This is a genomic window from Photobacterium sanguinicancri (assembly GCF_002265265.1).
Classification (GTDB): Bacteria; Pseudomonadota; Gammaproteobacteria; order Enterobacterales; family Vibrionaceae; genus Photobacterium; species Photobacterium sanguinicancri.
In genome coordinates, this window is record NZ_NOIF01000010.1 from 17,487 (window position 1) to 38,792 (window position 21,306).

Consider the following 21,306-nt stretch of genomic DNA (forward strand, 5'->3'; position numbering starts at 1 on the left):
GCAAATAGCATTGTCAGGGAAGGTTCGCTTCCCTGACAATGAGGTTATGCTGTTGTGGACATTTGCGTTAATCGCGCACGTCGACGTTGATTCCATCCTAAAGCAATCAGCAATAATAAAGTGGGTACAAAGACCCATTCTTTCATTGGCCTAACAGCCGGAAGGCTCACTTTGGTGATTTCCCAGTCGAAGTCGATTCCAGCCGCTTCTGCAGGGCTTCCAAACTCGATCATATCAACGAGCATTTTGTCCCCCTCTTGACGAAGCATCAGGCCTGTAGAGGCAATACGATCGTCTGGGTTCACAGCGGATTCATCGAAAGGTAACCGCACATGTTTAGTAATGATTCTTCCTTCAAGGTTTTCTCCTGAAACTTGCAGCTCGATAGGTTCACCAATAGCGAGCTTATCAGTGGCATCAACAATGAGTGTGCCAGGCATTTCATGTTTCGGCGGGTAAACCATATCCCACCAAAAACCAGGGCGGAATAATGAGAAAGTAATAATTAATAGTGCCGCGACTTCCCACCATTTTGTTTTAGTAAACCACCACCCTTGAGTGGCTGCAGAGAAGGTCAACATGGCTATTACTGCGGATAGAACTGTGAGTAATAGGTGCCACCAAGAATCAATATTCATCATCAATAGCTGCGTATTAAAGACGAACATAAAGGGTAAGATTGCAGTACGAATGTCGTAGGTAAACCCTTGAATACCTGTCCTTATGGGGTCTGATTTTGCGATTGCAGCAGCGGCAAAAGCCGCCAAGCCGACTGGTGGGGTATCATCGGCGAGGATCCCGAAATAGAACACGAACAGGTGCACCGCAATTAATGGAATGATAAGCCCATTTTGCGCACCTAAAGTAACGATAACGGGAGCCATTAAGGTCGAAACAACGATGTAATTTGCTGTGGTAGGTAAGCCCATGCCCAGTATCAGGCTAATGATAGCCGTAAAGATAAGCATCATAATGATATTACCGCCAGAGATGAACTCGACAAAATCTGTCATCACGAGCCCGATCCCCGTCAGAGTTACAACACCAACGACAGTACCTGCAGCGGCCGTGGCGACCCCGATACCAATCATATTTCGCGCACCTGATACTAAGCTCTCGAGTAAATCGTGAACGCCTTCCATCGCAGCATCTGGTAGTGTCTTTTCTTTGTTAAATAGCGCTAATAATGGGCGCTGTGTTAGCAAGATGAAGATCATAAAGATGGTCGCCCAAAACGCAGATAGCCCCGGTGAAAAGCGTTCAACGGTTAGACACCACACCAGAACAACGATAGGTAAAAGGAAGTACAAACCTGATTTAACCGTCGGGCCAGGTTCTGGCACTTCGGTCAGTTCTTGATCAGGATCTTCCATAAGATGATCTTGATAGCTTGCCGAATAACGTACTAAGGCCACGTAAGCAATAAGTACCACGACCGCGATCATCGGGGTTGCAGCTGCGCCAAACACCCCTTTGGTCCAACCGATACCATAATATACAGCTGCACTTATCACGACTAAGCCTAAAATAGTGCCAGTGAAGGACAATAAGCTTTGTGCCATCGTCGGTTTGTAACGACGCGGAAGTCCTGACATGCCGGCTTTACAGGCTTCAAGGTGGACAATATAAAGCAGTGCAATGTAGGAGATTAAAGCCGGAAGTAATGCTGCTTTAATGACTTCAACATAGGAAATTCCTACATACTCAACCATCAAGAATGCAGCGGCCCCCATAATGGGAGGCGTTAACTGGCCATTGGTAGAAGCGGCTACTTCGACGGCGCCCGCTTTGGTACCCGGAAAGCCAACACGCTTCATTAATGGAATAGTGAAAGTACCAGTGGTGACAACATTTGCAATAGATGATCCAGAAACCAGCCCTGAGAGACCTGAAGCGACAACTGCAGCTTTGGCTGGGCCGCCGCGCATGTGACCGAGTAGAGAAAAAGCGACTTTGATAAAGTATGCGCCCGCGCCTGCACGTTCTAACATGGCACCAAATAGCACAAACAAAAAGACGAATGAGGTTGAAACCCCTAATGCAACCCCGAATACCCCTTCTGTGGTGAGCCACAAGTGTGACATCGCTTTATTGAGGCTAGCGCCTTTATGGGCGATTACATCGGGCATGTGTGGGCCGCCGAAGGTGTACAGCAGGAAGACTGCTGCGACCACCATCAGTGGTGGACCTAATGCACGACGGGTTGCTTCGAGCAGCAAAATCATTCCCGCAACCGCGACAATGATATCGACTTGGGTTGGGGCGCCTGAACGCTCAGCAAGACTGGTATAGAAAATATAGATATAAGCCGCAGCAAAGCTTCCTGAGAGAGCAAGTATCCAGTCAATAACAGGAATATGATCTCGAGGTGAGCGTTTTAAGGCGGGGTAGGCAGTAAAGGCTAAGAAAATAGCGAAAGCTAAGTGAACAGAACGGGCTTCTGTGTCATTTAGAATGGCGAAATTAAAAATAAATGGCAGTGGTGAAGCGTACCAAAGCTGAAACAGTGACCAGCATAAAGGTACAAACCATAAGATACGTCCGGCAAGACCAACAGGGTTCCTTGCCCCTGTGTCTGCCTGCGCCACCATATCCTGCACATCTGCCGACGTTTGCGTTGTCTTCGTCATGCATCATCCTTCTTCGATGGGCTGATTTATTCTTTGTTATAGATGTTGTGTTCTATAAAGCACTATGCGCCGCAGAGGCGGCGCATAGATTGGCAGCAAGTGCCTCTTAACTTTAGTTGAAAGCAATTACTTTGGTAGGTAACCTTTTTCTTTGTAGTAGCGAACAGCTCCAGGGTGTAATGGAATAGATAGACCATCTTTCACCATCAACTCTGGTTTTAGGTTGGCAAATGCAGGGTGTAGGCGCTTAAAGGTATCGAAGTTCTCGAAGACAGATTTAACGAGTGCGTAAACCACATCATCAGAAACATCTGTTGATGAAACCAGTGTTGCTGCAACACCAAAGCTGTTTACATCGCCATCGGTACCTTTGTACATGCCACCTGGGACTGTACTTTTTGCGTAGTAAGGGTTGTCGGCAACAATTTTGTCAATGACAGCACCTTCAGCAGGTACTAGTTTTGCGTCACATGATGTTGTTGCTTCTTTGATAGATCCATTTGGGTGGCCAACCATATAAATGAAGGCATCGATTTTATTATCACAAAGGGCTTGTGAACGCTCAGAGCCTTTTAGCTCGGAAGCCAGTTTAAAGTCTGCATTGGTCCAACCTAGTGCATCCATAACAACGCCCATGGTTGCACGGTCACCAGAGCCAGGGTTACCGATATTGACGCGTTTGCCTTTTAGATCTTCAACACCATTAATGCCTGCATCAGAACGGGCGATAATGTTGAATGGTTCGGTATGAAGAGAGAATACAGCGCGTAACTTTTTATACGGGCCTTGCTCCTTGAATTTACTCGTACCGTTGTAGCCATGGTATTGCCAATCAGATTGAACGATACCGAAATCTAATTCACCCGCTCGCATGGTATTTACGTTGTAAATTGATCCGCCTGTAGACTCGACAGAACAACGCACTTTGTGTTCTTTACGATCTTTATTTACAAGCTTACAAATAGCACCACCTGTTGGGTAGTAAACGCCGGTTACAGAACCAGTACCAATCGTAATAAACTCTTGGGCGTTAGCCATACCAGATGCGGCAAATACAGCCGCGATAGCACTAACTTTTAATAGTTGTTTCAATGCCATGTTTATCCCTTCCTCATTGTTGTTATCGTGCATATGGAAATGCTTTCCATCGTTGGAAACGGCATCATTGCGAGATGCAAATCATGATGATAATAGCAAAACTAAACCATAAGTTTAAAACAATGTTAACGGTTTTGGTGTTTGGTAAAGAATAAGTAACAAATTAGGATGGGGAGAAATGTTTGATTAATGTTAAAAATCAAAGTGTTGAATCGAAACTGTGAGGGGCGGTGGTTTTGTGTGAATGTGAGAGTTGTCTCACTTTATAACTGGGTAGCAGGCTACCCAGTTATAATGTTTTAATTACTATAATCAAACAGTTCACATACAGAGGCGTATAGGTCTTCAGTAGTGATGGTGTTTGTAGGAGTAATGAAAATAGTATCATCCCCCGCAACAACACCAAGAATACCTTCTGCTTTACCTAAAGAATCCAGTAAACGGGCGATAACTTGTGCAGCACCTGGGCCAGTATGGATAACCACTAAGGCACTGTTGTAGCCAACTTCCATTACTAATTCTTTCAGTGGACTAGAGGTTGTTGGAACACCTAGTTCAACAGGAAGGCAGTACACCATTTCCATTTTTGCATTACGGGTTCGTACCGCACCGAACTTAGTCAGCATGCGGGATACTTTCGATTGGTTAATATTTTCGAACCCTTGAGCTTTAAGAGCATCAACAATTTCACCTTGAGAGCTGAATTTCTCTTCTTTCAAGATTGATTTAAAAGCTTTGATTAGACGTTCTTGCTTATCTGAATTGCGCATGATTTTTAGTATGAACAGGGACGAGGTAGCGTATTTTTGCATAAGCATGCTAGTTGTAGCAAACAGTGTTCATGGAAACTGATGTTCTAGTCACTATTACGGAAAATTATTAATCATATTCGGATAGATTTAAGCATTATTAGGAGGGGGAGTGATTGGATTTAAACCTCATGATTGAGCAGACTAATCCATCTTTCTAGCACATTCTTTGCACCTTATGCGTGACTTCGCAAACCAAGTGGTGTTTGATTGTATTTCTTTTGGGCTTGCTATAACGTTTTAACCAGATTAATTAATTGATCATAAAGGATCGCTCAAAAGAATCATGAGACAATTAGTTAATGTGATTGATTTTGGTCTGAAAAATATACTTCTATCGTAAAGGAGAACGAATATGAAAGTTGCTGTCATTGGTGCTGCTGGTGGTATCGGCCAAGCGTTGGCTTTGCTATTGAAAAACCGCTTACCTGCAGGTTCTGACCTTGCTCTTTATGACATAGCCCCTGTTACACCTGGTGTCGCAGTTGATCTTAGCCATATCCCAACACCTGTATCTATTAAAGGTTATTGTGGTGAAGATCCAACTCCTGCGTTAGAAGGTGCTGATGTTGTTTTAATTTCAGCAGGTGTTGCACGTAAACCTGGTATGGACCGTGCTGATCTCTTTAATGTGAATGCCGGTATTGTTAAATCATTGGCTGAAAAAATTGCTGTGGTATGTCCAAAAGCTTGTGTCGGTATTATTACTAATCCAGTAAATACCACTGTAGCCATTGCTGCTGACGTACTGAAAAAAGCGGGCGTATACGACAAACGTAAATTGTTTGGCGTAACGACACTGGATGTTATTCGTTCTGAAACTTTTGTGGCTGAACTAAAAGGCACTGAGCCATGTAATGTACGTGTTCCTGTTATCGGTGGGCACTCGGGTGTAACAATCCTTCCGCTATTATCTCAAGTAGAAGGCGTTGAGTTCACAGAAGCAGAAGTCCAAGCATTGACACCACGTATTCAGAATGCGGGTACGGAAGTTGTTGAAGCGAAAGCGGGTGGCGGTTCTGCAACCTTGTCTATGGGTCAGGCGGCATGTCGTTTTGGTCTAGCACTTGTTCGTGCGCTGCAAGGTGAAGAGAGTGTCGTTGAGTGTGCTTATGTTGAAGGTGATGGCAAGCATGCTCGCTTCTTTGCTCAACCTGTTCTTCTTGGTAAAGAAGGTGTAGAAGAAGTGATGGACTACGGTAGTCTAAGTGAATTTGAGCAACAAGCACTAGAAAGTATGTTAGAAACACTTCAAGGCGATATCGCGAAAGGCGAAGAGTTTGCTGCGAAATAACGTCTTCGCGTAGAGCTTCTTGAATTTTATTAATGAAAAAGCGGCAGATCTGCCGCTTTTTTATGTCAATTCAAACGTATTAATAATAGCGATCACAGCCGGCATGAAGCTGTGGTTGATCTGGGATCTCTTCACATGACACCGTGGATCGTTGATGATCGTTTTGGTTTTCGATGATCACTGTGTTGTTGTTTGGATCGATGCTTATCACTTCTGCGATCTCATGTTGATGCTCAACCCACATACCTTGCTTTAAATCGGTAGCTTGCATTTCATAATTCCTTCTTACCTTTGTAAAAACGCACCTCAGTTAAGCGTTATACGATCTGAGTGCTGTTTAGATCATAGAAGATCCTTATTGAGCGAGAGAGAAAGTGAGACCACAAATAAAAAAGCCTGCGGTTAGGCAGGCTTTTAGTCGAAGGTATGTGCGGTTATTTATTTCGCTTCACGGCTAAGTGGGCGAGGGCGACCAATGCATCTTTGTAAGGTGACTCTGGCAGTGGTGAAAGCGCAGCAATTGCTTTGTCCGCCTCTTCCTCTGCACGTTGTTGAGTGTATTCCAGTGAGCCAGCTTGGTGCATACACGCTAAAATCGCATCAAGCTTGTCCATACCATTGGCTTTCTCAATGGCTTCACGAATCATCGCTGCTTGCTCATCGTTGCCATTATGCATGGCGTGAAGCAATGGGAGTGTTGGTTTCCCTTCGGCCAGATCGTCACCGACGTTTTTGCCCATCTCTTTACCATCTGCGATGTAATCGAGAACATCATCGATAAGTTGAAAAGCCGTCCCTAAGTAACGGCCGTATTCCTGTAGCGCGAGTTCAATTTCTTCAGGTGCCTCAGCAATGATAGCGGCTACTTGGGTTGCGGCTTCAAAAAGGCGTGCTGTTTTAGAGTAAATGACCTGCATGTAGCTATCTTCGGTGGTATTTGGATCGTTGCAGTTCATTAACTGCTGAACCTCACCTTCAGCAATAACATTAGTGGCTTCACTCATGATGTCGAGAATACGCAGTGAGCGTAAGCTGGTCATCATTTGGAATGAACGAGTGTAGATATAATCGCCAACTAACACACTTGCCGCATTGCCAAATGCAGCGTTCGCCGTTTCTTTCCCACGGCGCATGTCAGACTCGTCAACCACGTCATCATGAAGCAATGTTGCGGTATGGATAAATTCGACAAAAGCCGCTGCAGTTGTATGTTTTTCACCCTCGTAGCCAAGAGCTCGAGCGGCTATTACTGACAGCATTGGGCGAAGGCGTTTTCCACCTCCACTGACAATGTAAAAACCCAGTTGGTTAATGAGTGCTACATCGGAATTAAGTTGTGCTTGTATCTTCGCGTCAACTTCCGCCATATCTAAGGCGGTAAGCGCTTGGATAGCTTTAAAATCCATTAATACATCCAGCTAAAAGAGACCCCGCAAAGGCGGAAAGTTATTTTTAATTGATGCCCGAATATTACACAAAAATGTGGTATCTTCCTAACCTCTAAGGGGGTGAATCACGTGACTTTCGTTTGTGAATAGCTTTTCGCCAATTTTTTTGTTTAATCGCTTGCCAGAAGATGCGATTTCACGTAACATTCGCGCCCTATTGATGACAAGATTAAGCGCATACCCATTGCCCAATATTTAACCGTGGCAGATGGCCTATGCGGAAAAGCGGAGTAAGACATGTACGCTGTTTTCCAAAGTGGTGGTAAACAACACCGAGTGAGCGAAGGCCAAACCTTACGCTTGGAAAAACTAGACGCAGAAACTGGCGCAAACGTTGAGTTTGACAGTGTTCTTCTAGTAGCTAACGGTGAAGAAGTTACCGTTGGTGCACCTTTCGTAGCTGGCGGTAAAGTAACAGCTGAAGTTGTTACACACGGTCGTGGCGATAAAATTAAAGTCGTTAAGTTCCGTCGCCGTAAGCATTCTCGTAAGCAAATGGGCCACCGTCAGTGGTTCACTGAAGTCAAAATTACTGGCATCAGCGCTTAATAACAGGAGAATAAAAAATGGCACATAAAAAAGCTGGCGGTTCTACTAATAACGGCCGTGATTCAGAAAGCAAACGCCTAGGTGTTAAGCGTTTCGGTGGCGAATCTGTACTTGCAGGTAACATCATCGTACGTCAACGTGGTACTAAATTCCACGCTGGTAACAACGTAGGTTGCGGTAAAGACCACACTCTATTCGCTCTATCTGACGGTAAAGTGAAGTTCGAAGTTAAAGGTCCTAAAAACCGTAAATTCATTTCTATCGAAGCTGAATAATTTAGCCTCGTAATGAATATCAAAGCCCTGCCAATTGGCGGGGCTTTTTATTATGTCGGTGTTTATTTTGATGCGTGAGCTTGGCTCTGCTGATGATAAATACATGATATAAGTCACATTGAGGGGTCTGTATGTCGAGTAAAAACACGACAATAGGCATCGCTTTGGCGCTAACCACCGCTGTATTTTGGGGGGCGCTACCTATTGCGATGAAGCAGGCTGTCGAAGTGATGTCACCTTTTACTATCGTTTGGTATCGCTTTCTTACGGCCTCTATTGGGCTTGGGTTGATATTAGGCTTTCGTAAACAACTACCTACGCGGTTAGTAGGTGGCAAAAGCAGTGCCGTTATTCTCATATTAGCGAGCATTGGCCTTGCTGGAAACTTTGTTCTTTTCAATAGTGCGCTAGAATATTTACATCCCCCCGTTGTTCAAGTGATCATCCAATTGGCACCCGTGATCTTGTTGATCTCCAGTGCTTGGGTGTTTAAAGAAAAACTTGGGGTCCACCAGATTTTAGGGGTGGGGTGCTTACTTCTTGGTTTGCTATTGTTCTTTAATGAACGCTTGTTAGAACTGTTCACTAGTTTTACTGGTTATACAGTTGGCGTATCATTAGCAGTGTTAGCCGCCTTAGTTTGGGTGGTGTATGGGCTTGCCCAAAAGCAGTTGTTAAAGCACTACAGTTCTGCACAGATCTTATTAATGATCTACGTTATTTGTGCCGTCATGCTGACACCGATGGCAGAGCCAGAGCAACTGTTACTAATGGATTCGAGACAGCTAGGCATGTTGATGTTTTGCTGTATAAATACGCTTGTCGGTTACGGTGCATTTGCAGAAGCAATGGCACGCTGGCAGGCATCGCAAGTGAGCGCAGTGATAACTTTAGCTCCCTTGTTTACGATCATATTTGTTGATTTAGCTAGCCTTGTTTGGCCGCAATTTTTTGTGGCTGCACCTTTGAATATTCTTGGGTATCTAGGCGCCTTGGTTGTCGTGAGCGGTGCTATGTTTTGTGCTATTGGGCATAAATTCATCCGACAGCGTAATGTGTAACGGCTATTTGCAATAGTTAATACAGGTAGTGATAGCGATAGGTTGTCGTTGCCTTGTAATTAAACGCCACAGCGCGGAGAGAAAAATGAAATTTGTAGATGAAGCGGTAATCCGCGTTGATGCGGGTGATGGCGGTAATGGTACCGTTAGTTTCCGTACTGAAAAGTATGTTCCTCGTGGTGGTCCTGACGGTGGTGATGGCGGCGATGGCGGCGATGTATACCTACTGGCTGACGAAAACCTGAATACTTTGATCGATTTCCGTTTTGAGCGTTTTCATGCTGCGGTACGTGGTGAGAATGGTCGCGGTGGTAACTGTACGGGTAAACGTGGTGAAGATAGTGTGTTATCTGTGCCTGTTGGTACACGTGCTGTTGATGAAGAAACGGGTGAAGTGATTGCCGATCTTACCGAGCATGGTATGAAAATCATGGTGGCTAAAGGTGGCTTCCACGGTTTAGGTAACACACGTTTTAAATCATCGGTTAACCGTGCTCCACGTCAAAAGACCATGGGTACAAAAGGTGAAATTCGTCACTTACGTTTAGAGCTACTGTTGTTGGCTGACGTGGGCATGCTTGGTTTACCAAATGCGGGTAAATCAACTTTCATTCGTTCTGTATCTGCGGCAAAACCTAAAGTTGCTGATTACCCGTTTACGACACTAGTACCAAGCCTTGGTGTTGTTCGTGTGGGTGATGATCGTAGCTTCGTGGTTGCTGACATTCCTGGCCTTATCGAAGGTGCAGCGGATGGTGCTGGTTTAGGTATTCGTTTCTTGAAGCACTTAGAGCGTTGTCGTGTGTTACTGCACATGATCGACATTTTACCTGCTGATGGTTCAGATCCGATTGAAAATGCATTTACGATTATTAACGAGCTTGAACAGTACAGTGACAAACTGTCGAATAAGCCACGTTGGTTAATTTTCAATAAAGTAGATCTTCTTTCTGACGAAGATGCACAAGCGAAGATCGAAGAGATCTTAGAAGCATTAGCGTGGGAAGATAAGCACTACAGCATCTCAGCGATCAATCGCATGGGTCTTCAGCAACTGTCTTACGATTTGATGGAACTTATCGAAACGATGCCTGCTGAAGCACTTGTTGAAGAAGCGCCTGAAGATAAAGTGGACTTCAAATGGGATGATTACCATACCCAGAAAATGAAAGAAGCTGAAGACAGCGATGACGACGATGATGATTGGGATAATTGGAATGAAGATGATTACGATGTTGAAATCATCTACAAACCTTAATCTTTTATCTTGTCGATAAAATAATAAACGAAAGCCGCTCAGAGATGAGCGGCTTTTTTTGTGCCTAATCAACACTGAGGATCTCGCTTTGTATGATAATTTGCAAGTGATACTAGATTGAGGGAACAGGATGTCATCACCAGAACAATCATTAACAGAGCCTCAGCAGCGTGAAATTTCACGTTTAGCCGTTGGTGCGGGTCAAAAGTTGTTACAGCACGGGGCGGAAAGTACCTTAGTGATGGAAGTAACGCGACGTTTAGGGTTAGCGTTAGGTGTGGATAGCGTAGAGGTGTCGTTATCTGCAAGCTCAATGGTGATCACCACATTACATCAAGGGCGCTGTATAACGACCACAAGACGTTGCCAAGATCGTGGGATCAATATGCAGGTCGTCACCGATATTCAACGTATTTGTATTATGGCTGAACGGGGTTTGTTGGATCTTGAGTCGGTCCATGATCGGCTCGAAGAAGTGCAGCCGATGCGCTATAACCGTTTTTTAGTCATTGTGATGATCGGCCTATCTTGCGCTTCTTTCAGTCGTTTAGCGGGAGGAGATTGGCCTGTATTTGCGCTTACCTTTGTCGCGTCTGCGGTTGGCATGTTCGTTCGACAAGAAATTGCACATGCACATTTTAACCCTTTAGTTAACTTTGGGGTGTCTGCATTTGTGACGACCTTGATTGCTGGCTTTGGGCAGGTATATCACATTGGCGAGACTCCATTTCTTGCTATGGCATCATCAGTGCTGATGTTTGTACCCGGCTTTCCTTTGATTAATGCGGTATCAGATATGGTGAAAGGCTACGCCAATATGGGCATTGCTCGCTGGACGATGGCCACCTTACTGACGTTATCGACCAGTTTAGGTATCGTGGTTGCGATGAATGTGCTCGGTGTTTGGGGGTGGTTATAATGGATTCGTCATCGTTACTGCTTGCCTTGTTGAATGACATGTTCTTCGCATCTATTCCTGCTGTAGGGTTCGCGCTTGTATTTAACGTGCCACAAAAGGCATTGAAATATTGCGCAATTGGTGGCGCACTTGGTCACGGTTGTCGCTTTTTACTGATGCATTATGGCGTGCCGATTGAGTGGGCGACATTATGTGCTGCGACCTTAGTGGGCATGATTGGTGTGCATTGGTCTCACCGTTTTCTGGCCCACCCTAAAGTGTTTACTGTCGCGGCGATGATCCCAATGGTACCGGGAGTGTTTGCTTTTAAAGCCATGATTGCGATTGTTGAAATTAACCACAAAGGTTATAACCCTCAGTTATTAGCTGCATTGATGGATAATGGTGTGAAGGCGGTGTTTATCGTCGCAGCACTGGCAATAGGGCTGGCAATGCCAGGGCTATTGTTTTATCGTCGCCGACCAGTAGTGTAATGCTTCTTAAGATCGGGAAGCGCTGTGATGGATGATAAAACCAGAGGATTTTAGATGAAAATCAGTATGATTGCCGCGATGGCGAATAACCGAATTATTGGTAAAGACAATGCAATGCCATGGCATTTACCTGCTGATTTTGCCTGGTTTAAACGCTCAACACTCGGTAAACCGATTGTGATGGGCCGCAAGACGTTTGAGTCGATAGGTCGTCCATTACCTGGCCGTCAAAATATTGTAATTAGTCGCAATGCGGACTATCAAGCGGAAGGGGTCACGGTTGTTGCTGATATTGATGCTGCGATTATCGCGGCTGGCGATATTGAAGAGTTGATGATTATCGGCGGTGGTAGCATTTATCAAGCTTGCTTGCCGATGGCAAACGCTCTGTATTTAACCTTCATTGACGCTGACCTTGATGGCGACACCTGCTTTCCCGATTGGGGGCAAGGTTGGTCTGTTAGCCAAGAAGAAGGTTATCAAGCTGATGATAAAAATGCCTATGACATGCGGTTTGTGATACTTGAACGTGTATAAAGTATAGCGACTCTAGATTCAGTCAAGGTGAGCGATTACTAATAGCCTGAAGGGTGAGCTCTCTGATCTCACCCTTTTCTTTTATATTGTTTTATACCGCAAGTATTGAAGACAAACAGACCGTCATTACGCATAAAGTGGACATTCTTTGACGAAGCGCTGTCCATCCTCCCAACGTAGTAGCGTCATACTGTTGCCCCATACACATCCTGTATCCAATCCGATAACGTGCTCATCTTCATGTCCCATCAGCGCAGCCCAATGACCAAAAATAATTTTCTTATTTAGCTGCTTTGCTCGCGGTAGTTGAAACCATGGCACTAATTCACCGATGTCAGCCTCTCCCGGTGAAAGTTTACAATCCATATCGAGCTTGCCATCGGGGTAACAAAATCGCATACGCGTTAAAGCATTGATGGTGAAACGAAGCTGTTCCAATTCTGTCAGTGATGCAGACCATTGATTTGGCCCGTCGCCGTACATGTTTTTAAGTAGCCATAGGTAGCGATCCGATTGAAGTACGGCTTCAACACGTCGAGCTTGCTGCTGTACTTGCTCTAAATCCCACTGTACGGGAATACCTGCATGCACCATGACAAAAGAATACTTAGGGTGCTCTGCAAGTAAAGGTTGCTGACGTAGCCATTCAAGCAGCTCTTGGCTGTCATCGGCATCGAGTATGGCTTGGGTTTTATCTTTCGCTTTACACTTGGCAATGCCTTCAGCAACGGCCAATAGATGTAAATCATGATTGCCTAGTACTGTGGTTGCACTCTTGCCGAGATTTTTGACAAAGCGTAGCGTTTCCAAAGATTGAGGGCCACGGGCGACCAGATCGCCCGCTAGCCATAATTCATCATTCAGTGGGTTAAATTGCGCTTGATCTAACAGATAACGCAAATCATCAAGGCAACCTTGAATATCGCCAACGAGGTAGGTGGCCATAAGGCTCCTTAATGCAAAATATTGGGAATAGCGAGTCGGAAAGGAGGGACTTCAGCGTCGAATGTTTCCCCATCGTCTGTTTGCATGGAATAGCGACCTTGCATGACGGCAACTGGTGTTTCAATAATGGTGCCGCTGGTATAGGTATATTCTTCGTGCGCAATGATATGAGGTTGCTCGCCAACCACTCCATCCCCTTCAATCACGAGTTGCTTGCCATTGGCGTCAGTAATTAACCAATAACGGGTGAGTAGTTTGGCATTGCCTCGACCTAAATTGGCGATGGTGACTGTATAGGAAAAGACGAAGCGTTGATTTTCAGGTTCGGAACGATCGGCAAGATAGTGAGTGGCGACGTGGCATTTGATAGTCGGATACTGTGTTTTCATTGGCTTGCTTCCTTTCTCTTTGTATTTCATCTATGGATCGAGGAAATACACGGATACCAAGAGGGTAAGCCGACAGCCTCTATGAAGAGGCTGTCGAATCCGTTATTTAGCGTTTTGGGCATCCAGCCAATTAGCCATAGCAACAAATTGCTCTAACGTGATGTTTTCAGGACGATGGCCTGGGTTCACGCCAAGTGCTTCTAACTGTTCAACAGTAAATAGCGCTTTGTAACAGTTACGAATTGTTTTACGGCGTTGGTTGAAGCCTTCACGGCATACACGGTCTAACCACTTAAGGTTAGTACATGGATGCGGTAGTGTTTCATATGGCGTTAGGCGAACAACTGCAGAATCTACCTTTGGTGCCGGTGTGAAAGACTCTGGCGGTACTTCTAACACAGGGGTTACTTTAGCGTAGTACTGTGCCATCACCGTCAAGCGGCCATACGCTTTACTACCAGGACCCGCTGCAAGACGGTTAACCACTTCTTTTTGTAGCATGAAGTGCATGTCTTGTACGTGTTGGTGGAACGTAAATAAATGGAACATTAGCGGCGTTGAAATGTTGTACGGCAAGTTACCGAAAATACGCAGCTTGTTGTTTTCTTTTATTAGTTGAGTAAAGTCAAAACGCATCGCATCACCTTCATAGATCGTTAGCTTATCAGCTAAATCTGGGTGATTGCGTAGGCGTGCTGCTAAGTCTCTATCAAGTTCAATAACAGAGAATTTATCAACTAATCTGCCCACAGGTTCGGTGATAGCACCAAGACCTGGGCCGATTTCTACCAAGTTTTGACCTGGAAGAGGATTGATCGAAGATACAATACCATCAATGATAAAAGGGTCGTTCAAAAAGTTCTGGCCAAAGCGCTTACGCGCGCGGTGACCTAGGTGGACTTGATCGCTGCTCATGCTTGTTTTTCTACCAATTCGAGGGCGTGTGATAGCGCTGTCCAAAGGCTACCCGTGTCCGCCTGTCCAGTACCTGCGAGTTCCAGTGCGGTACCATGATCTACTGAAGTTCTGATAAAGGGCAGGCCTAACGTAATGTTAACCGAATTGCCGAAGCCTTTGTATTTCAGCACCGGTAGCCCTTGATCGTGATACATCGCTAATACCGCATCGGCATCAGCTAAATATTTTTCTTGGAAAATGGTATCTGCTGGCAATGGGCCAATCAGATTCATATTTTCTTGGTGACGAAGCTGTTCAAGTGCAGGGGTGATCACTTCGATTTCTTCCATCCCTAAACACCCTTCTTCACCTGCGTGTGGGTTTAAGCCACAAACATAAATGTTCGGTTGTTCAATACCAAACTTTGTCACTAAGTCGTGATGCAAAATTCGAATCACATCTTTTAGACGCTCCTCAGTAATTGCTTTTGACACATAAGCTAAAGGAATATGGGTTGTCACTAGTGCGACTCGTAACCCTTCCGTTGCTAGCATCATCACCACTTGTGCGGTATCTGACTGTTGCGCAAAAAACTCAGTATGGCCACTGAATGAAACCCCTGCACGGTTAATAACGCCTTTGTGCACAGGGCCTGTAACAACAGCGGCAAACTCACCTTGCATACATCCTTGTGCTGCTCGCTCCAAGGTTGCTAACACATAGTGGCCGTTCTTCTCATCGAGAGTGCCTGGCGTCACCTCTGCGGCTAATGCGCAGTTAGCCACGACCAAGGTACCTGCTTGGTGTGGCTGAGCAGGCAGAGCTGAGTTGTAATCCCTAATGGTGATGTCGAGACCCAATAGGGCTGCACGTTCTACCATAAGCTGAGCGTTAGCACAAATAACAAGCTCATGTGGCCAATTTTGTTGTGCCATTGCGAGCACTAAATCAGGGCCAATTCCCGCTGGTTCACCAGGGGTAATGGCAAGGCGCTTAACTTCGCTCATTATTGTCACCATTGTTATTGTTGTTTAGCTGTTCAATATACGCACCAGCCCGAAGTTCTTGCAGCCATGCTTGTGCTTCTTCATTGAACTTACGGCTAAATAGAATTTGGTATGCGCGGTTTTTAACTGCGGCATCAGTACGGTCAACATTACGGCGATCCATTACTTCAACAATGTGCCAACCATGCACTGTTTTGAATGGTTCACTGATAACGCCTTCGCTGATGGTTTCAACCTTATCTTTAAATTCAGGAACATAAATATCGGGTGTGTGCCAACCAAGCTCACCACCATTAGCCGCAGAGCCTGGATCTGCACTTAATGCTTCAGCGGCTGCTGCAAAACTTTGATCGCCGGCAATGATCGCATTGCGTGCTTGTTCAAGCTGATGTTTAGCGGCCTCATCGCTTAGGATGACCGAGGTTTTGATTAAAATATGGCGCGCTTTAACTTCGGTGACAGAAACGGTTTCTAAGCCTTTTACATCATTAATTTTGATGATGTGGTAACCAATACCACTGCGGAAAGGACCAATGATTGCGCCTTTACCATGAGATTTGATTTCATCAGCAAAGATAGTTGGCATTTCTTCTTGGCGCATCCAACCCCATTCACCACCCTGAAGGGCCTTAGGGCCTTTTGAGTAGCTATAGGCTAGGTTGGCAAAATCAGCGCCGTTATTGAGCTCTTTAACCAAGGTTTTTGCTTGTTGTTCTGCATCGTCACGTTCTGCTTTATCCGCGTCATCTTCTACACGAATTTGGATGTGACTAACATTGTATTGCACGCCTTGTAAGTTCTGAGCGTTAAGCTGTTCAGCTAACGTGTCGACTTCTTGAGGAAGAATGTTAATGCGACGACGCACCTGAATTGTACGAGCTTCACTTGCCGTAATATCACGACGCATTTGCTCGCGGAACATCGCGTAACTGATACCATTGTCTGCTAGCTTTTTCTGAAGCTGAGGCAACGTCATTTGCTGTTGCTTAAGCATCTGCTGGATTGATTGATCTAACTTATTGTCGTCAATACGAATACCAAATTGCTCAGCTTGCTGAATTTGCAGTGCTTCAATGATCAACTTTTCTTTGACCTGCTCAGTAAGCACGTCTGTTGCAGGCAATGCTTGATTTTGATCGGCAGCATTAAGACGCACCGTTTTTAGCATTGCGTCGATATCACTTTGCAAAATCACGCTGTCATTCACTATTGTGACAACTTTATCCATTTCAGTTGGAGCGGCGAAGCTACTTGCAGCTGCACCCCATATCATTAGACCTAGTAGTGAGGACTTCCACTTCTTCATACTGATTTCCATATTGCGCTGTGCGCGTAAATTTATCGTGATGTACAAATCGCTATCGCGTTAGACATCAGGATACGTAATTAGTTGTTTAGATTGAAAGGTTGACCATAACCGATTGCATTACCACTGGCGGTTGATGCGGAAAAACCGCTCACCCCTGCTAATCCTAATAGGCTGAATGAGATGCTAATATTGCTATCATAGGTTGGGCTTTCAAAGCGTACATCACCGCGAGATATAAGGTATTTGTTATAACCTACACTTATCAGCCAACAAGAAGTTTGATAGTCAAGAGTAATCTGGCTTTCGATCATCTGACTTTCGGTTAGGTCGTGGTAATAGTCACCACGGACGCTAAGGTTACCGTAAATGGGGAAGCCGGTAGCAATGCCAGCTTGTGATATACCGTCGTTAGTATATTTATCTATGTCATTGTTATCTTTCAAGCTGCTCTTGATATATTCTTTCGACACATAGCGATAATTCACTTGCGTAAAGAAACTTGATTCACGATATTCCAAGGTCGAGTTGGCAAATTGGATATCGCTGTTACCAGCGTCAAATTGTAAGCCGCCGTGGAAAAATAACCAATCATCATAGTTAAAATCTGACTCCAAAGCGGTTGCTGAATAATTTGGCGAGGCTTCGTCACTGCTGCCATCAATGTCTGCAGCTCCCGGATTCAAGTAGAAAATTTGGCCAATCGAAAGGTTAAATCGTTCCACGTATTGATTATCAAAGTAACGTGTTGATGCACCTACAGTAAATTGATTCGCGGCAGCAATGCGATCAACACTGGAATAACGTGTATCACGGAATAATCCGTAATAGTCGGTTTGCAACAATGTGGTGTCGTAGGCATCATAAATATTTTTCTGATCGACACTTTGGACATACAGGTATTGAACTTGAGGCTCTAGGCTTTGGGTATATGCGTCACCCCAAATACTGGTGTTTCGCTCTAAATATAAGCCAGAGTGTACACGTGCGCTTGGGATCATGCGCGAGACACTTTCTTCTAAATGCTCATTGGCAGACACATTTTTATCAAATTGTTGGTTATAGTAGCTGTACATTAACTTGGCTTCTGAAGTCACAGACCACCAAGGCGTTGAGTAAGGCAGCGTTAATGTTGGCTCTAGGTGCAAACGATCTGCCGATGGCTTATTAGGGTCATCATTTTCAAATCGACTGATGTGGCTGTTCATTGAAAAATCGAGGCCATACGGTAAGTCAGGACGATAATAGTTCGCCTCGACTTGTGGCATTAAGCGGTAGTTCGAAGATACCCCTGTTGTGAGAGGCTGGAAATCACGCACCCGTAACGTAGCATCCCAATTTTGTTCTCGATAGGAAGCTTCCGCTGTTTGCAGTAGGTTGTTGTCTTCACGTTTACCGATGTTGGAGTCGATGTCGTTGAAATAAGCGACATCACTCACTTTGCTGTAATCAACTTCAAATAACCAGTGACTTTGAAAGAGCCCAGTATGATCAATATTGAACGCCCAGCGTTGACCTGAATCTGGAGACTTTTTATCATTATTCAAATATTCACTTTTGATACTGCCTGAGCCAAAGACGGTTAAATAACGGAATTCTGTATTTAACTGCAAACCACGATTGGTCATGTACTTAGGTGTTATTGTCATATCGTAGTTAGGGGCGATATTCCAATAGAACGGGGTTTCAAGTGTAAAACCATCTCTTGAATTTAGTTTCATACTTGGATAGAGGAAGCCGGTTAAGCGTTCATTGCCAACGGGAACTCGTAGGTATGGTAAATAGAAAATAGGCACATCAGCGACTTCAAAGCGCGCATTGTATAAGTTAGCAAATGGTGAATCTGTTTCACGTTCAATACTGGTTGCTGAAAAGCGCCAACTTTGATCGCCTGCTGGACAGGTCGTATAAGTACCGTTTTTTAAACGATAATATTCCAGTCCGTCTTTAATGACTTTTTCAGCTTCGCCACGGCCTGGTTCACAAGTCATGCTATACACTGCGTTTTCCATTTCGGAATCTTCGGTGTCTAGATCACTTTCTAGTCGTTCGGAATACACTTCCATCCCACCATCATGAAAATAGACATTGCCTTCAGCTGTGACACTGTTATCTGGCTGATGATACGTAGCAGTGTCTGCAGCTATAGTGCGGTGGCCTTGTTTAACGACAACATCACCAGTATAAGTGATGGCTATTGCATTTTCGGCATCAGCTTGATCTGAGCTGATACGAATGGGTTCGTTGTTAATATTTTGTGAGCGATCTTTAGGGGCTATACAGGTGCCTTTAACGACCTCTATCCCTGATAATCCCTCATCAGAAACTTCAAGCATAGGCAATTGCTTTGCTTGGGGTACTTGTGGGGTGGTATTGTTAGTGATGTTATTAGCTGCTTGTGGATTGTCATCTGCCATCGCCGGTCCATAAAGGGCAAGGCTGATCATGGTTGCAAGTATGCTGCGGGAGGTTAATGACATCTAATTTCACATTCCTGTATTGAATTTTTGTCGCGTCGTGAATTGGTGGCGCTTTTTACAAGCATTCCCGATAAATGACAGCTATCATAATGCAAATTCTACTCGACAGCACGTTTTCGACAATGTTGTCGAGCAAAATATATTTTAAATTTAGCAAATTACCAGAGAGTATCGAATGCAGGTGTGGGGCAAAATACTTGGCGCATTTTTTGGTTTCCTTCTTGGTGGCCCTTTTGGTTTGTTCTTAGGTCTATTTTTAGGCCATAAGTTCGATAAAGCGCGACGAAATGTTTATGTTGGCGGATTCGGTGGTTTTGGTGGCAATCGTGCTAACCAAGCTGAACGTCAGGCTGACTTCTTCCATGCTGGTTTTGCTGTTATGGGGCATATGGCCAAAGCGAAAGGGCGAGTAACACAAGAAGAGATTCGCGTCGCAACAGCGATCATGGAACGCATGGGGTTACAGGGCGAATCACGTCGTCAGGCTCAAAATGCATTTCGTGAAGGAAAAAACGATGATTTCCCGTTAGAAGAAACGCTACAACGCGTTCGCCAAAATTGTGCTGGTCGGGCTGATTTACTGCAATTCTTCCTCGAATTACAAATCCAAGCGGCGTTTGCTGATGGGTCGCTTCATCCCAATGAACGTCAACTATTGCATGTTATTGCACGCTACCTCGGTTTCTCTGAGCAGCAATTGGAACAGCGCCTTCACATGCAAGAAGCGGCGTTTCGTTTTCAGCAAGGGGGCTTTCATCAGCAGCAGGGCGCTGGAGGCTTCAAAGCACCGCCAAGTAAAGATCAGTTGGCAGCAGCTTATGACGTGTTAGGCGTCAGTCCAACGGCTTCTTCGCAAGAGCTAAAGCGAGCTTATCGTAAACAAATGAATGAACATCATCCCGATAAGCTTGCAGCTAAAGGTCTACCGCCTGAAATGATGGAAATTGCGAAGCAAAAAACGCAAGAACTACAAGCGGCTTATGATCTGATTCGTAAAGAAAAAAACGATAAGTGATAATCGCATTAAACGTAAAACGGGCGCCTTAGTTAGGGCGCCCGTTTTTTTTATGTCGAGTAGGAATTAGTTACTGTCTGATCCCGCTTGGTTACGGGCCAACAATGCGCGTGCCACTAGTGCTTCATGGACTTTACGTTTTTCTGCGCGCTTAGCTCGGCGTGATTGGCGCTCTGGTTCTTCTTGGCGCGGCTCATTAAGTGGCAACGTTTGGCTTGGTGCATCAGGGTAAAAATCGCAAGGCGCAAATAAATGGATCGGTTGGTTGGTGGTTGGGTGATACAGACACAGCTCTGTTGCATGCAGGTTCAGCCGTGGTGACATCGCTTTGGCTTCATCATTGGCATAAAACTCATCACCAAGAATCGGATGTCCTAATGCCATCATGTGTAAGCGTAGCTGATGTGATCGGCCAGTGATCGGCAATAAGCGTACTAGCGTCGTATTATCTTGGTTACGGCACACGACCTTGTAATGTGTCAGTGATGGTTTGCCATCGGTGTGGCAGATTTTTTGACGAGGACGGTTATGCCAGTCACAAATCAAGGGTAAATCCACCGAACCTTCATCTTGCTCGATATGTCCCCAAACCAGTGCATAATAAACCTTATGGGTTAAGCGTTCGCGAAACTGGGCATGTAAATCACGCTCAGACGCTTTATTTAAGGCCATAATAATTAAGCCAGAGGTTCCCATATCAAGGCGATGCACAATATGTGAATCTGGGTAGTCACGGCGTACTCGGCTATAGATACTGTCGTTATGCTCTGGCAATCTACCGGGGTTAGACAGCAGCCCTGCAGGCTTGTTTAGCGCGATAATGTCATCGTCTTGGTATAAAACATCAAGCCAAGGGTCGATAGGAGGGTGATAGTCCAGTACTGGTAATGGGTTCATAGCATGCTCGATCTGATTA

The 21,306-nt window shown here is 45.0% G+C and carries 21 protein-coding genes; 9 read left to right on the forward strand and 12 right to left on the reverse strand.

All coding sequences use genetic code 11. From position 1 onward, the window contains the following. Nucleotides 1-44: 44 nt before the first annotated feature. The 3 genes from ASV53_RS03135 to argR all read right to left on the reverse strand — a co-directional run bounded on the left by ASV53_RS03135 (nucleotide 45) and on the right by argR (nucleotide 4,498). Nucleotides 45-2,630 (reverse strand): TRAP transporter permease, encoded by a 2,586-nt coding sequence (locus ASV53_RS03135; RefSeq protein WP_094956075.1) that lies wholly within the window; start codon nucleotides 2,628-2,630, stop codon nucleotides 45-47. A 126-nt stretch (nucleotides 2,631-2,756) separates the two neighbouring features. After that, entirely contained in the window at nucleotides 2,757-3,728 is a 972-nt protein-coding gene (locus ASV53_RS03140; RefSeq protein WP_094956076.1) for a TAXI family TRAP transporter solute-binding subunit, read from the reverse strand. Between the two features lie 299 nt (nucleotides 3,729-4,027). Further along, entirely contained in the window at nucleotides 4,028-4,498 is a 471-nt protein-coding gene (gene argR / locus ASV53_RS03145) for a transcriptional regulator ArgR (protein WP_062691860.1), read from the reverse strand. Between the two features lie 394 nt (nucleotides 4,499-4,892). Between argR and mdh the strand changes: the two genes are divergently transcribed. Then, a complete protein-coding gene (gene mdh, locus ASV53_RS03150; RefSeq protein ID WP_094956077.1) occupies nucleotides 4,893-5,831 on the forward strand; it encodes a malate dehydrogenase in 939 nt (312 codons plus the stop codon). Between the two features lie 79 nt (nucleotides 5,832-5,910). On the opposite strand, the gene ASV53_RS03155 is transcribed toward mdh, so the two are convergent. After that, the gene (locus ASV53_RS03155) at nucleotides 5,911-6,102 is read right to left on the reverse strand and encodes a hypothetical protein (RefSeq protein ID WP_062691739.1); all 192 of its coding nucleotides are present in this window, start codon (nucleotides 6,100-6,102) and stop codon (nucleotides 5,911-5,913) included. 163 nt (nucleotides 6,103-6,265) lie between these two features. After that, complete coding sequence (ispB, locus tag ASV53_RS03160; RefSeq protein ID WP_094956078.1) at nucleotides 6,266-7,237, reverse strand: octaprenyl diphosphate synthase; 972 nt, start codon at nucleotides 7,235-7,237, stop codon at nucleotides 6,266-6,268. Between the two features lie 279 nt (nucleotides 7,238-7,516). Between ispB and rplU the strand changes: the two genes are divergently transcribed. The 7 genes from rplU to folA all read left to right on the forward strand — a co-directional run bounded on the left by rplU (nucleotide 7,517) and on the right by folA (nucleotide 12,351). Beyond that, entirely contained in the window at nucleotides 7,517-7,828 is a 312-nt protein-coding gene (gene rplU / locus ASV53_RS03165) for a 50S ribosomal protein L21 (RefSeq protein ID WP_062691742.1), read from the forward strand. A 17-nt stretch (nucleotides 7,829-7,845) separates the two neighbouring features. Beyond that, nucleotides 7,846-8,103 (forward strand): 50S ribosomal protein L27, encoded by a 258-nt coding sequence (gene rpmA / locus ASV53_RS03170; protein WP_062691743.1) that lies wholly within the window; start codon nucleotides 7,846-7,848, stop codon nucleotides 8,101-8,103. A 131-nt stretch (nucleotides 8,104-8,234) separates the two neighbouring features. Continuing rightward, nucleotides 8,235-9,164, forward strand: a complete 930-nt coding sequence (locus tag ASV53_RS03175) for a DMT family transporter (RefSeq protein WP_062691744.1) — start codon at nucleotides 8,235-8,237, stop codon at nucleotides 9,162-9,164. Nucleotides 9,165-9,249: 85 nt separating this feature from the next. Further along, entirely contained in the window at nucleotides 9,250-10,422 is a 1,173-nt protein-coding gene (gene cgtA / locus ASV53_RS03180; RefSeq protein WP_094956079.1) for an Obg family GTPase CgtA, read from the forward strand. A 130-nt stretch (nucleotides 10,423-10,552) separates the two neighbouring features. Further along, nucleotides 10,553-11,341 carry a threonine/serine exporter family protein gene (locus ASV53_RS03185; protein WP_094956080.1) on the forward strand — a complete coding sequence of 263 codons (789 nt, stop codon included), beginning with the start codon at nucleotides 10,553-10,555 and terminating at the stop codon, nucleotides 11,339-11,341. After that, entirely contained in the window at nucleotides 11,341-11,814 is a 474-nt protein-coding gene (locus ASV53_RS03190) for a threonine/serine exporter family protein (RefSeq protein WP_094956081.1), read from the forward strand. The genes ASV53_RS03185 and ASV53_RS03190 overlap by 1 nt, the downstream gene beginning before the upstream one ends. A gap of 54 nt (nucleotides 11,815-11,868) precedes the next feature. After that, entirely contained in the window at nucleotides 11,869-12,351 is a 483-nt protein-coding gene (gene folA / locus ASV53_RS03195) for a type 3 dihydrofolate reductase (protein ID WP_094956082.1), read from the forward strand. 126 nt (nucleotides 12,352-12,477) lie between these two features. On the opposite strand, the gene ASV53_RS03200 is transcribed toward folA, so the two are convergent. From ASV53_RS03200 to lptD, 6 genes are all read right to left on the reverse strand, one after another. Then, a complete protein-coding gene (locus ASV53_RS03200; protein WP_094956083.1) occupies nucleotides 12,478-13,296 on the reverse strand; it encodes a symmetrical bis(5'-nucleosyl)-tetraphosphatase in 819 nt (272 codons plus the stop codon). Between the two features lie 8 nt (nucleotides 13,297-13,304). Beyond that, nucleotides 13,305-13,685, reverse strand: coding sequence for a Co2+/Mg2+ efflux facilitator ApaG/CorD (gene apaG, locus ASV53_RS03205; RefSeq protein WP_094956084.1), 381 nt, complete (start codon nucleotides 13,683-13,685; stop codon nucleotides 13,305-13,307). A 102-nt stretch (nucleotides 13,686-13,787) separates the two neighbouring features. Beyond that, a complete protein-coding gene (gene rsmA, locus ASV53_RS03210; protein ID WP_094956085.1) occupies nucleotides 13,788-14,600 on the reverse strand; it encodes a 16S rRNA (adenine(1518)-N(6)/adenine(1519)-N(6))-dimethyltransferase RsmA in 813 nt (270 codons plus the stop codon). Continuing rightward, entirely contained in the window at nucleotides 14,597-15,589 is a 993-nt protein-coding gene (gene pdxA / locus ASV53_RS03215) for a 4-hydroxythreonine-4-phosphate dehydrogenase PdxA (protein ID WP_062691753.1), read from the reverse strand. Before pdxA ends, rsmA begins: the two co-directional genes overlap by 4 nt. Further along, nucleotides 15,576-16,895, reverse strand: coding sequence for a peptidylprolyl isomerase SurA (gene surA / locus ASV53_RS03220; RefSeq protein WP_094956087.1), 1,320 nt, complete (start codon nucleotides 16,893-16,895; stop codon nucleotides 15,576-15,578). Before surA ends, pdxA begins: the two co-directional genes overlap by 14 nt. A gap of 80 nt (nucleotides 16,896-16,975) precedes the next feature. Continuing rightward, nucleotides 16,976-19,375, reverse strand: a complete 2,400-nt coding sequence (gene lptD, locus ASV53_RS03225) for an LPS assembly protein LptD (protein WP_094956088.1) — start codon at nucleotides 19,373-19,375, stop codon at nucleotides 16,976-16,978. Nucleotides 19,376-19,550: 175 nt separating this feature from the next. Between lptD and djlA the strand changes: the two genes are divergently transcribed. After that, nucleotides 19,551-20,390 carry a co-chaperone DjlA gene (gene djlA / locus ASV53_RS03230; protein WP_062691757.1) on the forward strand — a complete coding sequence of 280 codons (840 nt, stop codon included), beginning with the start codon at nucleotides 19,551-19,553 and terminating at the stop codon, nucleotides 20,388-20,390. Nucleotides 20,391-20,456: 66 nt separating this feature from the next. Here the strand turns inward: djlA and rluA are convergent, their stop codons facing one another. Next, nucleotides 20,457-21,287: a bifunctional tRNA pseudouridine(32) synthase/23S rRNA pseudouridine(746) synthase RluA gene (gene rluA / locus ASV53_RS03235; RefSeq protein WP_083541009.1), complete on the reverse strand. Its 831-nt coding sequence runs from the start codon at nucleotides 21,285-21,287 to the stop codon at nucleotides 20,457-20,459. Nucleotides 21,288-21,306 lie beyond the last annotated feature (19 nt).

Excerpts from the sequence above, each read along its gene's own strand:
- ASV53_RS03135 (WP_094956075.1), bottom strand. The coding sequence starts at position 2,630 with ATGACGAAGACAACGCAAACGTCGGCAGATGTGCAGGATATGGTGGCG.
- ASV53_RS03140 (WP_094956076.1), bottom strand. The coding sequence starts at position 3,728 with ATGGCATTGAAACAACTATTAAAAGTTAGTGCTATCGCGGCTGTATTT.
- argR (WP_062691860.1), bottom strand. The coding sequence starts at position 4,498 with ATGCGCAATTCAGATAAGCAAGAACGTCTAATCAAAGCTTTTAAATCA.
- mdh (WP_094956077.1), top strand. The coding sequence starts at position 4,893 with ATGAAAGTTGCTGTCATTGGTGCTGCTGGTGGTATCGGCCAAGCGTTG.
- ASV53_RS03155 (WP_062691739.1), bottom strand. The coding sequence starts at position 6,102 with ATGCAAGCTACCGATTTAAAGCAAGGTATGTGGGTTGAGCATCAACAT.
- ispB (WP_094956078.1), bottom strand. The coding sequence starts at position 7,237 with ATGGATTTTAAAGCTATCCAAGCGCTTACCGCCTTAGATATGGCGGAA.
- rplU (WP_062691742.1), top strand. The coding sequence starts at position 7,517 with ATGTACGCTGTTTTCCAAAGTGGTGGTAAACAACACCGAGTGAGCGAA.
- rpmA (WP_062691743.1), top strand. The coding sequence starts at position 7,846 with ATGGCACATAAAAAAGCTGGCGGTTCTACTAATAACGGCCGTGATTCA.
- ASV53_RS03175 (WP_062691744.1), top strand. The coding sequence starts at position 8,235 with ATGTCGAGTAAAAACACGACAATAGGCATCGCTTTGGCGCTAACCACC.
- cgtA (WP_094956079.1), top strand. The coding sequence starts at position 9,250 with ATGAAATTTGTAGATGAAGCGGTAATCCGCGTTGATGCGGGTGATGGC.
- ASV53_RS03185 (WP_094956080.1), top strand. The coding sequence starts at position 10,553 with ATGTCATCACCAGAACAATCATTAACAGAGCCTCAGCAGCGTGAAATT.
- ASV53_RS03190 (WP_094956081.1), top strand. The coding sequence starts at position 11,341 with ATGGATTCGTCATCGTTACTGCTTGCCTTGTTGAATGACATGTTCTTC.
- folA (WP_094956082.1), top strand. The coding sequence starts at position 11,869 with ATGAAAATCAGTATGATTGCCGCGATGGCGAATAACCGAATTATTGGT.
- ASV53_RS03200 (WP_094956083.1), bottom strand. The coding sequence starts at position 13,296 with ATGGCCACCTACCTCGTTGGCGATATTCAAGGTTGCCTTGATGATTTG.
- apaG (WP_094956084.1), bottom strand. The coding sequence starts at position 13,685 with ATGAAAACACAGTATCCGACTATCAAATGCCACGTCGCCACTCACTAT.
- rsmA (WP_094956085.1), bottom strand. The coding sequence starts at position 14,600 with ATGAGCAGCGATCAAGTCCACCTAGGTCACCGCGCGCGTAAGCGCTTT.
- pdxA (WP_062691753.1), bottom strand. The coding sequence starts at position 15,589 with ATGAGCGAAGTTAAGCGCCTTGCCATTACCCCTGGTGAACCAGCGGGA.
- surA (WP_094956087.1), bottom strand. The coding sequence starts at position 16,895 with ATGAAGAAGTGGAAGTCCTCACTACTAGGTCTAATGATATGGGGTGCA.
- lptD (WP_094956088.1), bottom strand. The coding sequence starts at position 19,375 with ATGTCATTAACCTCCCGCAGCATACTTGCAACCATGATCAGCCTTGCC.
- djlA (WP_062691757.1), top strand. The coding sequence starts at position 19,551 with ATGCAGGTGTGGGGCAAAATACTTGGCGCATTTTTTGGTTTCCTTCTT.
- rluA (WP_083541009.1), bottom strand. The coding sequence starts at position 21,287 with ATGAACCCATTACCAGTACTGGACTATCACCCTCCTATCGACCCTTGG.